Origin of the sequence: Nostoc sp. WHI, from assembly GCF_015714725.1 — a bacterium.
In the GTDB taxonomy this organism is placed as follows: domain Bacteria; phylum Cyanobacteriota; class Cyanobacteriia; order Cyanobacteriales; family Nostocaceae; genus Nostoc.
The window spans coordinates 16,804-29,878 of record NZ_WBKM01000223.1; the positions used below are offsets into that span (position 1 = coordinate 16,804).

Sequence of the window (13,075 nt, forward strand, 5' to 3'; positions counted from 1 at the left end):
AATTTTGAGGGATGGGTTTAATATGAATTTGTAATTAAGAAAGTCAGATTTTATTTGGGTAAAGATCCGAGATGCCATTAAGGATGTCTTACGCTTTGCGAACTAAGCAGTTGCGTATTTAATTTGCATATGGGATGCGGGCAAGATGCCGACACTACAATAATTTACAGATACATCCCTCCGTATTATCTCGTGGTTTTTTTCAGAAATCAAATATGATTCCTATATAATTACAAGTATTAATACATAGATGATTTTAGTAACTTTGAAATAAGTATTTTTTTATACAAGTTTTTACTGAAGAAGTAGACATAAATAACGCTATTAGCTCGTCTTTGTAGCTATTTTACTACTTAATTATATCGAAAAAGGCTAATTCAGTGAAGATTGTGCAAGCATTTCCAATGCTACCTTGTTTCTAGAAGTTAAGAATGATTAAATTGAATACGTAGGCGATTACAAATCATCAGTGGAATAGGGGGCTATACAATATGAAATTTTTCAATAAATCGGTTGTTGTTACTGCGATCGCTTTGGGTTTTGGAGTAATAGGCGCTAGTTCATCTCAAGCCGCTAGTATTAGTCGTCCTGATTTTAATGCTGATGCAGTTAATTTTGATTTTGAAAGCACTGCCGGGGGTAGCTTAGTTGCTACTAATGGCAATTTGTCTGTAACAAATGGGGTAGTATTTCCTATTGGTTCGGTTGGTTTAGTAAGTGGAAATGCCTATTATGATGGGGCAGACTCATCCATAATCCGCTTTGATTTTTTAAATCCAGTATCTGCGTTTGGTCTTGATTTTATTGCCAATAATGCTGACATTACTCTTAGCATATTTGACAATGCAGATAATTTAATTAATAGTCTTACTCTGGACTTTACAACATTGCCTGCATTACCTTTTCCATCTAGTTTCATTGGTTTAAATGCAGGAAGCAATTCAATTGCCTATGCAACCATTGACACACCTCTTGACGGAAATGAATTATCCGTTGATAACCTTATCTATCAATCTACTGCTGTACCTGAACCTGCTTCTATGTTAGGTTTGCTGGGCGTAGGCGCACTTGGTACTATTTCAGGCATCAAACGCAAGCAAAAGCAAAAAGCTAAAGCTTAATTACTGAAACCCTTTCTCAGTTATATATGCGAAGACTTGATCTATAGGTTCCAGCGATTTTGATTTGTATCTTATACCAGTTACCTTAACTGGTATAAGATGTCAAATGCACCAGCGATCGCTGAGGAAAAACTACTATTCAAATAATCCCCCAGCTTTTAATTTAATTACCTGTGGCAGGAGTATTGGGCGAACTAGAGCCTGGTTGGGTAGTGCTGCCAGGAGCGCCAGACTCAGATGGGGTAATGGTTCCTGGTGCTGGACTATTTTCAGGAGCGCCAGACTCAGATGGGGTAATGGTTCCTGGTGCTGGACTGCTTTCAGGAGTGCCAGACTCAGATGGGGTAATGGTTCCTGGTGCTGGAGTTAAGTTGCTAGGAGTGCCAGACTCAGATGGGGTAACGGTTCCTGGTGCTGGAGTGCTTTCGGGAGTGCCAGATTCAGGTGAGGTGATGGTTCCTGGTGCAGTTGTGCTATCAGGAGTGGTGCTACTATCAGGAATGGTTTCTGCTGGTACCGTAGTGCTACTAGGAGCGCTAGGGGTGAGTGCTGTGCCGTTGGGACAGCGGGAGTTAAGCGGGAAATACTCGCACAGAATTTTCATTCCTTCTGGCGACATCTTAATTTCCGCTGGGGCATTAGTGGAGTCGCTACTGGATTGGGCTATGGGGGATTTACTGGATTCGGCTACAGCAATGTTAGCGGAGAGCGCTAAAGATAGAGCTGTACCAATCATGGTCAGAGATTTTCCCATCATTCTAAAATTAACCTAAACGGAACACTCGGTCTATTAAAACAGACAATAAGATTTAGAAAATCTTCCTAAATGAAGATGTTTAAATTTGTTTCGGAATATGTGGATATGTGAAAGCAGTAAAAATTACATCTGTTGTTTATTGACAATTAGTGTTCAAAAGTACAAGATCAAAAATCTTACTTGTAGTTATTGAACTACTAATAGTGTTAGATAGAATAAGCCTTAGAGAATGGACACAAAATTCTTGTCTCTGTAAAAAAGTGACAAAAATCACAAATTGATTCTTTTTATCCCGTAACAAATAAGTATAAATTAAGTAAAAAAGTTCCGTATAGCTAATTTATGCTTTGGCTTACAAGTAAAATGATGAAAGACTAACATCTAAATTCTAATTCGCTCAATTCTTCACTAAAAACTGTGATATGAATAGCCGATGAGTTCTCCCCAACCCCCTCAAAAGCCACAAACGTTACTTGGTCAACTGACTCAAGCGGTACATACTATCCAAGCTAGGGTCGATTTTTCTAAATTGGCGCTCAAGCCTAATGCCAAAGTACCGGAACTCTGGGTGCAGGATGCGGGGGCGGATAAGGCAGAGGTATATCCACTGTTAGGCGATCGCTATATTCTAGGTCGTAGCTCCAAATCCAGCGATATCGTCATCCGTAACCCTGTTGTCAGCCAAATTCACCTGTCGCTATCGCGGAATTCTAATCAGCGCGCACCAGTTTTCATCATCAAAGACGAAAACTCCACCAATGGCATCTATCGGGGCAAGCGTCGTGTCAATTCCCTAGAGCTGCGTCACGGCGATATTCTCACCCTGGGGCCACCAGAACTGGCTGCTTCTGTGCGGTTGCAATATGTCGATCCACCAGCTTGGTACTTCAAAGCTGCAAGTTGGACAGCTTATGGTGTCGGCGGTGTCAGCGCTCTGTTTGCGTTGGTAATTGGTGTCGAATGGCTGAAATTTTCAGTCAGACCCCTCCCTACAGCCACTCGCGCCCCAGTAGTTGTTTATGCTCGTGATGGAGCCACTCCCTTGCGAGAGCCTCGGACTACCTCTCACGTAGATATGAAGCGATTAGGGGAATTTGGCCCTTATTTGCCTGCTGCGGTGGTGGCTTCAGAGGATAGTCGTTATTACTGGCACTTTGGGGTTGACCCTCTGGGGATTTTACGAGCCGTGTTGATCAATAGCCGCAGTGGAGATGTGCAACAAGGAGCCAGCACTGTAACCCAGCAAGTTGCTCGGAGTTTGTTCCGCGAGTATGTAGGCAGACAGGATACCCTTGGGCGTAAATTGCGGGAGGCAGTTGTCGCCTTGAAGCTAGAAACCTTTTACAGCAAAGATCAAATTTTGCTGATGTACTTAAATCGGGTTTTTTTGGGGGGGGATACTTCTGGCTTTGAGGATGCTTCTCAGTATTACTTTGAGAAGTCGGCTAAAGAATTAACTTTGGCAGAAGCAGCAACATTGGTAGGAATTTTACCTGCTCCTAACGCTTTCGATTTTTGTGGAGATGGGCCAAATAAGCTAGAAGCAGCTGAATACCGGAATCGCGTAATTAAGCGGTTGCTGGAGATGGGCAAAATTAAACCTGATGATGCAAACCGAGCTAGACGCTCTACAGTCCAAGTTAGTCCTAAGGTCTGTGAACAGCAAGCCAAAACCATCGCTCCTTATTTTTACAACTACGTCTTCTCTGAGCTTGAATCAATCTTGGGAGAAGGAGCGGCAAAAGAAGGCAACTATATCATTGAAACTCGGCTTGATCCAGCAATACAGAGCCAAGCTGAAGCAGCGTTGCGGAATTCAGTGAACAATGCTGGTAGAAATTTTAAATTTTCTCAAGGGGCAGTGGTCACTCTTGACTCTAGTACTGGCAGCATCCTCGCAATGGTGGGCGGGACTGATTACAGAAAAAGTCAATTTAATCGTGCCGTTCAAGCCAAAAGACAACCAGGTTCTACCTTCAAAATCTTTGCTTACACCGCCGCTATTCAACAGGGGATTTCAGCATCCAATAGTTATTCCTGCGCTCCTTTTACTTGGCAAGGCTTCACTTATAAACCCTGTCGTTCAAGTGCTGGCAGTTTAGATATTGCCACTGGGCTGGCTCTTTCCGAAAATCCCATCGCTTTGCGAGTTGCCATAGAAGTTGGGCTGGATAAAGTTGTGGCGATGGCACAGAAGTTGGGAATAAAGTCAAACCTTGATCCGGTTCCTGGCTTGGTACTAGGTCAAAGTGTAGTCAATGTTTTAGAAATGACTGGTGCTTTCGGCGTCATTGGCAATCGCGGTGTGTCGAATCCTCCTCATGCCATTAACCGAATTTTAGACAGTGGTGATTGCCGCGATCGCAATGATATCAAAACCTGCCGTGTAATCTACTCCTTTGACCAAGATCGGAATGCCAACAAACGTGTGCTATCAAATGGTGTAGCCGATGAGATGACTAGTTTGATGCGCGGCGTAATCACAAGAGGTACTGGTCGTAGTGCTGCTATTGGACTGAGAGAAGCTGGTAAAACTGGCACGACTGATAAAAACGTTGACTTATGGTTCATCGGTTTTATTCCCAGTCGGCGGCTTGTAACTGGTGTTTGGTTGGGAAACGACAATAATTCCCCTACATCTGGCAGCAGCGCTCAAGCAGCTCAGTTATGGGGAAATTATATGGGGCGGATTACCAGATAAATTGGGCATTGGGGATGGGAACTATTGATCAATAAATGATCAATGGACTTTTGTGAAAAGCTAGCTAATGAATTTGGCGTGTTGTTAAAGGATGGGACAATTTCACTAAATAGGGCTTGCTGAAAAAGTAAAGGTTTGATTCCATTCACCAATATGGACACCCTCGCCTCGTGGCTCATCACCACTTTGTTTAATTTCATTGAGGAGAGCTACTTTCAGTTGAGATAGCTTTATTAAATTAATGGAAGCTTTACCCGATAATTGGGCAGATATTCAGCCTGATACTGTATATCTTTCAATCAGTGGTCTGCTAATTTCATTTGCAAGTGAACAAATAAAGCTGGGATTAAAATATGATCAGAAAGGGAAACATTTAAAAGCCATTGAGAAAGGGCAAGTACCCCCTCGCGGTAATGTTGGGTTGGTTGCTTCCCAAGAATCAGGCTACGATTTGAAATCTAAAGTCTTAGGTAAAGGTGGCGATCGCCGATTTCATGCAAAATTTATTGATGGTACATTACACTTCCCAGGTTTGGTAACAGAACATTAAACCCACAGAATATGACAAGACTGGAATTAAAAAATCATCAAGTCTGGCGAGATTTAACTGAAATATTAGAAAATTTAGATGCCAATATTCTTGTTCAAGAACATCTTAACCAATGTGATTATAAAGTCTGCGGTTACTGGGATGAACAAGATGAATATTATGAAATAATTACGTTGCCTCGTATCCTAAAAGCCGAATTAGTTAGCAGTTCTATTGGTGTTACTCACCAAGAACGTTTTTTACAACTAAGGTTTTCACTTGTAGCTTCTGGTGCTGATGCCACACAAGCGCAAAATAATCATACTCAAAAGATTGGTGAGTTAGTTCTTGTTTATGATGAAAATCTAGAATTTATTGATGAGAATTGGCTTTTAGATATCGATTCTCCAATGCTTGAGATAAGTTGAACTTCACTCATTGCTTGCATCGATTTCTGGACAAAATTCGTCGTGACGGGGTATGAGTAGCATTCACGCAGAAAACCGGGTTAAGAGATATTACATAAGCAATACAAGCATTTTTAGTAGAAACTTACTGGCAGATTGGGCGTTATATTGTCGAGTTTGAGCAAGCGGGCAAGGAACGGGCAGAATATGGCAGTAAGTTGTTACAGGTGCTTTCACGAGATTTGAAAGCGGCGTATGGTAAGGGGTTTAGCCGTTCTAATTTGCAGTATATGCGTCTGTTTTATTTGAACTATGAGAATTGCCAAACACTGTCTGGCAAATTGAGTTGGTCGCACTATACGGAGCTTTTAGCTATTTCGGATGATTTGGCGCGGTCATTTTATGAACAGCAGTGCATCCAAGATCGCTGGAGTGTGCGGGAGTTGAAACGCCAGAAGGATTCGGCTTTGTTTGAGCGGGTGGCGTTGAGTAAGGATGGGCGGAGATTTTGGCACTGGCTAAGGATGGGCAACGGATCGAGTCGGCGCGGGATGTGGTGAAAGATCCTTATGTGTTCGAGTTTTTGGATTTACCAGACCGCTATTATCGTGAGAGTGAGTTAGAAAATCGTTTAATTGCTGAGTTGGAGAAATTTCTACTTGAGTTGGGCAAGGGGTTTGCATTTATTGGGCAGCAATACCGAATTACGTTAAACAACACGCATTTTTTTGTGGATTTGGTGTTTTCTCATCGCATTCTCAAGTGTTTTGTCTTTAATCGATCTGAAGACGCGATCGGTGAGTCATCAGGATATTGGACAGATGAATATGTATCTAAATTATTTTCGCGCTGAGGAGAATATGGAGGATGACAACGAGCCGATAGGGATTGTGTTGGCGCGAGATAAGGATGAGATTTTGGTTGAGTATGCGACGGGTGGTATTTCTAATCAGCTTTTTGTGTCAAGATATCAACTTTATTTGCCAGATCCGGAGCTTTTAAAGCAGGAGTTAAGACGGCTTTTGGAGGTAAATGATGGGTGATGTTCCCTGCCCCCTAATTGCCGATGTCGTTTAACTACACATTTAACGACTCATAGCGATCACTAATTTTTGGCAGCTTGCTCTCAGCCGCTTCTGTGGGAGAGATCGCCTGACATAGTAGATGGGGATCTGTTAAACTAAGCTGCTTGATGGCTGAGTGGCTTAGTTTAACTCAATGTCTACTTTATTCTTGTTGCTTTAGTTTAATCTCTGATAAAATTTCATCTTTAATCTCAGCTTTCAACTTTTCTTTAAGGGGTAACAAAAACTCTTCATCTTTCAAAAGGGCTAATATTTCTTCTTTTGCTATTCCTCTTATTTTGGCCTCTTCATTTGGATAATATTTTTGAGGTGGCGAACTTTCAAAAGATTCTTTGCTGAATGACATAATTTTATAAACCTTAATAAATGATTTTCATATACTAAACTACTGTGACTGGTAGTAGCCACAAAAATTTTATAAAACTTAATTTAATTGGTACATTGAGAATTGCCAAAAATATTGATTGAAAGAATGCTTATCCAGCAAGGGTTACAGCCTTAGCGTAACTTTCTGTTCGATTGCTCATTTGGCAGAGAAAAGTAGTAAATAATTTCAGCGTATTGGTCAGATTGGTGTTCTCCAAAGCCTTAATCGAGAGAAACTAATTGCTGTCTAAATAGCTTTAATGTAAAAGCGGTATTTAATAGCTTTTTTGGCATTGAGGTGACAATCGTGTAATTTGGGTTTAGATGGTAGAGAGTAGAGCATATACTCTGAACAAAACTTGCCAACCTGATGTAAGACGCGCTGACTATTTCTTATACTCGCTCAACAACTTCATCTTTTTCCCAAATAACTGATTCTTCCATTGTCCCAAGCACAGCGAAAGCTTTGGCCGCTTTAATGGTTGTATTCAAGTCAACGCAGGACTTGGCAGGATAAACACCTTCTTGCCCTCCAACTATCACGGATTCCTCCATATCTGATTTAGATGGGTCAACAAGATAATGAAAACTCTCATTATCAAATGTCAAATATACTACATATTTGCCTTGACCACCACCTACAGCCATGTGAGTTTCCCTATCTGTTTCTAGGGTTACAAGTGTTTTCTGATGCCCGTTCAACTCTCTAATAGCTGATTCTATTTCTTGCCAACTATGGGCTTGCTCTACACAACCCCTGTTCTGATTTCCAATCCAATCTTCAACTGAAAATTTTGTAATGAACATAATTAACCTCACTTCAGTGTAATCGTCTGACGACCGCTAGGGCTAATAACTTCTATTTCTTCTAAACCAAGCTGTCTAGCCATTCCTTTCACACCTCCGTTCTGACCACATGCTCTGCAAAGATCCCGATCAACTGTTAAATGCGCTCGACCTCCTCTTAATCCTGCATCAAACGCTTGTTGGAAGGCATCAGCTTCAGCATGTGTGCGACTAATTGGATTTACTTTAAGTGTAATCTTTCTGCGATTGGGATTACTGCCAGCATTAATCCCAAAAAATACGCTACTACCCATCTCTAACTTTGCGATTGTAGCGCGATCATCCTCACTACCTGCTGAAGTCAGACCAAGCTTTTGCCTATACTCTGCTAATTCTTGAAAAATAAACTTATATATAAGCTGTCGCAGTTCTTGCGCCGGAGCTAAAGTGTTGATATCTGGATTTTCTACTACCTCTTCTTGGCCAACAGGACAGCTATAAACTACATAAGTCCATATTCCTGGATTACCTGCTTCAGCACTTTCACCCTCATAAAAAGTAATCGTTCCATCTTCTTCGCATTTATAATAAGTTGAGTAAACATCTTCCCAATCGCAATCTGAGTTTTCTAGCGTCCATCGAATTGAAGCTAATACGCCAGCAATATGATGAGGTTCAGTCTCTCTCTGGACTAAACGCTCTCCCTCCCACTCAAAGTTGTGTAACTTAAGAGGCATTGCAACACTAGCCACGAGGAAAGCAGCGAATTGATAATTATTAAATTTCATTTTAATATAAAGGATTAAATAATAATTTAAAGTAAAACTAAGTATGTCTTAGCCTATATTTACTATAAGACAAATTAAATCAAATGACAAGATATATACGATTTTATTGTCAAAAATGAATACATAATTTTAAAAACTAAAGTGGAGATGGCATTTTCCTTCTGCTGCTCAGTGACACCCAAATATCGCTTCAGAGATGCAAGAGAGCGATGACCGATGAGAGATTGAATCTGGTTTTCTGTTCCGATGATACTCATACCCCGGAATAGGGAATAGAGAATTGGGAATAGCAGCAACTTAATTCTCTTCTCCATTCCCCATTCCCTGATTACTGATATCCTTGCCAAGGAATAACTTCCAGTTTGCCGCTAGGCTTGAATATCACTTGGAAGTGGGCGAGAGGTTCTTTGTCATTGGGAGCAGCGACATTGGAACCGTAGATAGCATTAAACATTTTAGGAAGGGGTGTTTCCCGAAAATAGTCAAAGGCGACTTGGTTGAGTGGTTCATAATCAGCAATTACACCATCTTTGTTAACCGCTACCCGATATTTCAAATCTTGCGTAAAAGTGGGGGTGCCACCCCAAGATTGGCGAACTGTACTATAAAGCTTTTGCTTTAAACCGTTGACTAAATTAGACTCAGTAATTTTTACGCCGACTACCTCTGGCGTCCTAGCATATCCCTGCCAAGGGCTAACTTGTAACACGCTTTGTGTGGTAAATACTACTCGAAATTGGGCTATCGGTTCATTGGAGATGGGAGCGCGGTTAGCAGGATTGTAGAGTAGGTTAGGTAAAGGAGTTTTCCCCACTCCGAGATTCGCCTCTTTATTCACCGCTTTATAACCAACGATCGCCCCATCCGCAGCTACACCCAAACGATAGACCAAATCCTGTTGCAATTCTGAACGCTTAGTCCAAGCTGGATGAATTTGATTATAAACTTGGCGATTCAATGCTCGCAACTGGGATGGATCAGTAATTTCTGGAACTGTATTTAAAAGTGCTTCTAAATCTTTAACTGCTGGCTTGGCACTAGCTGTAGGCGTTGGTGTAGACGTTGCAGCAGCGATAGGAATTGGAGCAGCTGATGCTGAAGGAGTAACGCTTTTTGTTGTAGAGCTAGTTTGCTCATCTGGCTTGGGCTGTGGTGGACGCATTTGGGGAGGTGGAATCAAGTTAAAAGCGATCGCTGCTACTGCTAAACTTGATATTCCCACAGCAGCAGGAACAGCCTGTCTGATCAATGCCTGACTAGCACCGCCATAGCGTCTGGTAACTGGTTGTAGTTCTAAAGAAAGTTCTGGTAAAGTTTGGGTATCAGCAAAAAATTGATCTACTGCTTCCACTAAATCAAACAACTGCACCGTACTCAAATCTATTTCAATAGGCGGATGTTTAGAATTGTTAGGGTGAGACTCAAACCCCTCTGAAGCACCTTCTGAATGTATAATTAATCTGTGTCGGTTGCTGTCAATTTTCTGAAACTCTACTAGCTCTGATTCCTGATTGTGCGCTTGCGGGTTGGGTACACTACTTAAAAATTCTTGGGCATAGCCACTAACAGCCCTCACCAAACTTTCAAAAAATTCCCGCCCTCCCGTTAGGGGCTGATTATAACCAGATAAATAGCATTCTGCATTTACCAATATTGATAATTCCGGGCGCGTTTCCTGGAAGTGTGCAGCCCTACTGACATCACTTAACCCTTCTAAAAGCAGTGTACAATTAGGCAGACTGTACTTACGTTGAATATTCATTCCACTTCACCGTCAAAAAGACTAATCCAGAACCGCTGCATTCCAGCTGTGCCGGTACAAAATAATAATTGCCCTAACAAATTTATAGCTAGCTCATCTAATTTTTCATCAGAACTTAATGCCAGTACACCAGAGCGTCGAGCATTCATCCGACTCTTAAAATGCGCTCTAAACCGCTCTAGGTAATTAGATAGGCGCAAATTCTGTTCTAATGGAATCTGCTTTTCTTCCATTTGTTGACATATCATTAATAACTGGCGGATGACAACAGTTAAACGCCGTGCTATGTAGCAAGCAATCACCACCAGAGCTTTTGCTTCTATGATAGTTAAGGGACGGCGCATATGCGCTCTGCGTAGCGGATTAGAGCTACGCATCCGCCATAAATTTACCCTGTCTTTAACAATGCCTTTAAGATCCAATTCTTGAGAAAAAGCCAGGATTGCTTCCGAACCACCAAGCTCTAAAGCTTCAATTGCCAGTAAAATCAGGTCAATTTGTAATCGCGTTCTTCGAGGACACGTCTTGGAAGCGATCGCAGGATCTGGTAGAGTGTCCAGAATCATCGGCAGTGAGTCTTGGATTGAACTGTTGAACGGCGTTAAACTTGCGGACACATTCATTCTATAAAATACCTTGTGCGGTTCTAACAGACTAGGTAAAACAAATTTAAAATCGGTAGCCAAGACTTGAGCATTAGACTTGTGATAGTAACATGACCACCTGATATATACATTACTCAAATCTTTCTACTAAAAGGTTTCCCCATATTGAAATCAAAGTTTTAAAACATAAATTAATCTACATGATTTGTTAGGGCGATACCTTTCCTAGCTTGGTTTAAATTCTAATTACCGTCAATCAAGAGCGAAGCTTCAACTTCGACCCCAGCGTATGACATTATAGTGTACGATTTTTCAGGTATCTGAAATTGGCGACTGGGATAGCTATGAATTTAAATTCATAACTCCTCACTCCTCACTCCCTACTCCCCACTCCCCACTCCCCACTCCCTCTTTTATGGATTTGAAGTCTCTTGTTCGTGACATCCCAGATTTCCCCAAACCCGGAATTTTATTTCGGGATATTACTACGCTGCTGCGCGATCCAGAGGGATTGCGCTACACTATTGACTTTTTAACACAAAAATGCGATGAAGCTGGGATGAGGGTGGATTATGTCATCGGTATAGAGTCGAGAGGATTTATTTTTGGCTCACCTCTGGCTTACAAATTAGGCGCTGGTTTTATTCCCGTCCGCAAAAAAGGTAAGTTACCAGCAGAGGTTCACTCAATTGAATATCAACTAGAGTATGGTACAGACTGCTTAGAAGTGCATCAAGATGCTTTACAGCAAGGTAGCCGAGTTTTGATTGTGGACGATTTGATTGCCACAGGTGGAACTGCGAGTGCAACTGCAAAGTTGGTGCAGAAGATTGGCTGCGATCTGGTGGGGTTTGGGTTTATCATCGAGCTACGGGATTTACAAGGGCGTAAATATCTGCCGGACGTGCCGATTATCTCTTTAATTGAATATTAGTCATGGGTCATTAGACAAAGGATCGAATTTTAGATTTTAAATTTTGGATTTTGGATTGAAGATTTAAAAGCATTCGATTAAGCGCTCACGCCGAACTCCAAAATCTAAAATTAAATCACAAGCCCCTGACTCGATCGCTCTTTTCAATCTAAAATCTAAAATCTAAAATCCAAAATGCTATGACATCTACGAGAATTTCCTTGGAGACAGGTCGGGATTGGCTAATCAGGCTAGTTACGAGCGAAACTTTTGTTTATGTGGTAAAGCGGGTATTGCAAGCACTGTTGACTTTGTTATTGGCATCAGCGTTGTCGTTTTTCATTATTCAACTTGCTCCTGGGGATTTTGTAACTCAATTAGAGGCAGATCCCAAGAAGTCTAGAGAACAAATTAATGTCCTTCGGCAATTTTGGCGCTTGGATAAGTCGTGGTTAGAGCAATATGTGTTTTGGCTATGGAATATTGTATCGCGAGGCGATTTTGGCCCAAGTTTCTCTTACAAACGGTCAGTAGTATCGCTGTTATGGGAACGAGTACCAGCAACCTTGCTATTGGCGATCGCATCTTTAATTGTCACATGGGCGATCGCCATTCCTCTAGGGATCTTTGCTGCTGTTAAACAAAATAAGCCAGCAGACCGGATTTTACAGGTAATTAGTTACGCTGGACAGGGTTTTCCCAGTTTCATCACTGTTTTAGGACTGCTGGTTTTAGCCCAAATCACCTCGCCGCTATTCCCAGTGGGTAGCATGACTAGTATCAATCACTCGGAACTGTCGTGGTTTGGCAAAATCTTAGATGTCGGCTGGCACATGATTTTACCTACTATCGCCCTCTCAATTACCAGTTTTGCTGGTTTACAACGCATCACTCGCGGCGAACTATTGGATGTTCTGCGTCAAGATTACATCCAAACGGCTCGTGCCAAAGGATTGCCAGAAAACCGCGTTATCTATGTTCATGCTCTCCGCAACGCTATAAATCCCTTGATTACCTTATTAGGTTTTGAATTAGCTAGTTTATTAAATGGTGCCTTCATCGCCGAATTTTTCTTCAACTGGCCTGGTTTAGGGAGGTTGACTCTACAAGCTTTACAAGCTCAAGATTTATATTTGTTAATGGCAAGCTTGATAATGGGCGCAGTGCTGCTGATTGTTGGCAATTTAATCGCCGACTTGATGTTAAAAGCAGCAGATCCCCGCATTCGCTTAGAAAATCTCAATTAGTCATCTCC

General features: G+C 41.7%; 17 protein-coding genes. 9 read left to right on the top strand and 8 right to left on the bottom strand.

What is annotated here, in order from left to right:
- The first annotated feature begins 491 nt into the window (after positions 1-491).
- Positions 492-1,121 carry a PEP-CTERM sorting domain-containing protein gene (locus F8S12_RS22490; protein WP_196518478.1) on the top strand — a complete coding sequence of 210 codons (630 nt, stop codon included), beginning with the start codon at positions 492-494 and terminating at the stop codon, positions 1,119-1,121.
- Between the two features lie 163 nt (positions 1,122-1,284).
- Here F8S12_RS22490 and F8S12_RS22495 read toward each other — a convergent pair whose 3' ends face one another.
- On the bottom strand, positions 1,285-1,878 hold the full coding sequence (locus tag F8S12_RS22495) for a hypothetical protein (RefSeq protein WP_196518479.1): 594 nt from the start codon (positions 1,876-1,878) through the stop codon (positions 1,285-1,287).
- Positions 1,879-2,311: 433 nt separating this feature from the next.
- Here F8S12_RS22495 and F8S12_RS22500 point away from each other — a divergent pair, with 433 nt between their 5' ends.
- The gene (locus F8S12_RS22500; RefSeq protein ID WP_196518480.1) at positions 2,312-4,579 is read left to right on the top strand and encodes a transglycosylase domain-containing protein; all 2,268 of its coding nucleotides are present in this window, start codon (positions 2,312-2,314) and stop codon (positions 4,577-4,579) included.
- Here F8S12_RS22500 and F8S12_RS22505 read toward each other — a convergent pair.
- Complete coding sequence (locus F8S12_RS22505; protein WP_196518481.1) at positions 4,555-4,779, bottom strand: hypothetical protein; 225 nt, start codon at positions 4,777-4,779, stop codon at positions 4,555-4,557. The two genes, F8S12_RS22500 and F8S12_RS22505, sit on opposite strands and share 25 nt — an antisense overlap.
- A 41-nt stretch (positions 4,780-4,820) precedes the next feature.
- Between F8S12_RS22505 and F8S12_RS22510 the strand changes: the two genes are divergently transcribed.
- From F8S12_RS22510 to F8S12_RS41735, 5 genes are all read left to right on the top strand, one after another.
- The gene (locus F8S12_RS22510; RefSeq protein WP_196518483.1) at positions 4,821-5,129 is read left to right on the top strand and encodes a hypothetical protein; all 309 of its coding nucleotides are present in this window, start codon (positions 4,821-4,823) and stop codon (positions 5,127-5,129) included.
- An 11-nt stretch (positions 5,130-5,140) separates the two neighbouring features.
- A complete protein-coding gene (locus tag F8S12_RS22515) occupies positions 5,141-5,536 on the top strand; it encodes a hypothetical protein (protein ID WP_196518485.1) in 396 nt (131 codons plus the stop codon).
- 101 nt (positions 5,537-5,637) lie between these two features.
- Complete coding sequence (locus tag F8S12_RS22520) at positions 5,638-6,075, top strand: DUF1016 N-terminal domain-containing protein (RefSeq protein WP_196518529.1); 438 nt, start codon at positions 5,638-5,640, stop codon at positions 6,073-6,075.
- Complete coding sequence (locus F8S12_RS41730) at positions 6,024-6,368, top strand: PDDEXK nuclease domain-containing protein (RefSeq protein ID WP_196518487.1); 345 nt, start codon at positions 6,024-6,026, stop codon at positions 6,366-6,368. Before F8S12_RS22520 ends, F8S12_RS41730 begins: the two co-directional genes overlap by 52 nt.
- Complete coding sequence (locus F8S12_RS41735; RefSeq protein ID WP_442946822.1) at positions 6,343-6,558, top strand: PDDEXK nuclease domain-containing protein; 216 nt, start codon at positions 6,343-6,345, stop codon at positions 6,556-6,558. Before F8S12_RS41730 ends, F8S12_RS41735 begins: the two co-directional genes overlap by 26 nt.
- 184 nt (positions 6,559-6,742) lie before the next feature.
- Here the strand turns inward: F8S12_RS41735 and F8S12_RS22535 are convergent, their stop codons facing one another.
- The 6 genes from F8S12_RS22535 to F8S12_RS22560 form a co-directional block, all read right to left on the bottom strand.
- Positions 6,743-6,946, bottom strand: coding sequence for a hypothetical protein (locus F8S12_RS22535; RefSeq protein WP_196518491.1), 204 nt, complete (start codon positions 6,944-6,946; stop codon positions 6,743-6,745).
- A 413-nt stretch (positions 6,947-7,359) separates the two neighbouring features.
- Positions 7,360-7,773: an Imm1 family immunity protein gene (locus F8S12_RS22540; RefSeq protein WP_196518493.1), complete on the bottom strand. Its 414-nt coding sequence runs from the start codon at positions 7,771-7,773 to the stop codon at positions 7,360-7,362.
- Between the two features lie 8 nt (positions 7,774-7,781).
- Positions 7,782-8,540: a deaminase gene (locus F8S12_RS22545; RefSeq protein WP_230968197.1), complete on the bottom strand. Its 759-nt coding sequence runs from the start codon at positions 8,538-8,540 to the stop codon at positions 7,782-7,784.
- Between the two features lie 74 nt (positions 8,541-8,614).
- Positions 8,615-8,854 (bottom strand): hypothetical protein, encoded by a 240-nt coding sequence (locus tag F8S12_RS22550; protein WP_230968198.1) that lies wholly within the window; start codon positions 8,852-8,854, stop codon positions 8,615-8,617.
- Between the two features lie 14 nt (positions 8,855-8,868).
- Positions 8,869-10,302, bottom strand: a complete 1,434-nt coding sequence (locus F8S12_RS22555; RefSeq protein ID WP_196518495.1) for a DUF4335 domain-containing protein — start codon at positions 10,300-10,302, stop codon at positions 8,869-8,871.
- Positions 10,299-10,925, bottom strand: a complete 627-nt coding sequence (locus F8S12_RS22560) for a DUF3038 domain-containing protein (protein WP_196518497.1) — start codon at positions 10,923-10,925, stop codon at positions 10,299-10,301. Before F8S12_RS22560 ends, F8S12_RS22555 begins: the two co-directional genes overlap by 4 nt.
- A gap of 397 nt (positions 10,926-11,322) precedes the next feature.
- Here F8S12_RS22560 and F8S12_RS22565 point away from each other — a divergent pair, with 397 nt between their 5' ends.
- The gene (locus F8S12_RS22565) at positions 11,323-11,841 is read left to right on the top strand and encodes an adenine phosphoribosyltransferase (RefSeq protein WP_196518498.1); all 519 of its coding nucleotides are present in this window, start codon (positions 11,323-11,325) and stop codon (positions 11,839-11,841) included.
- Positions 11,842-12,020: 179 nt separating this feature from the next.
- Positions 12,021-13,067, top strand: a complete 1,047-nt coding sequence (locus F8S12_RS22570; protein WP_196518500.1) for an ABC transporter permease — start codon at positions 12,021-12,023, stop codon at positions 13,065-13,067.
- Positions 13,068-13,075: the final 8 nt, after the last annotated feature.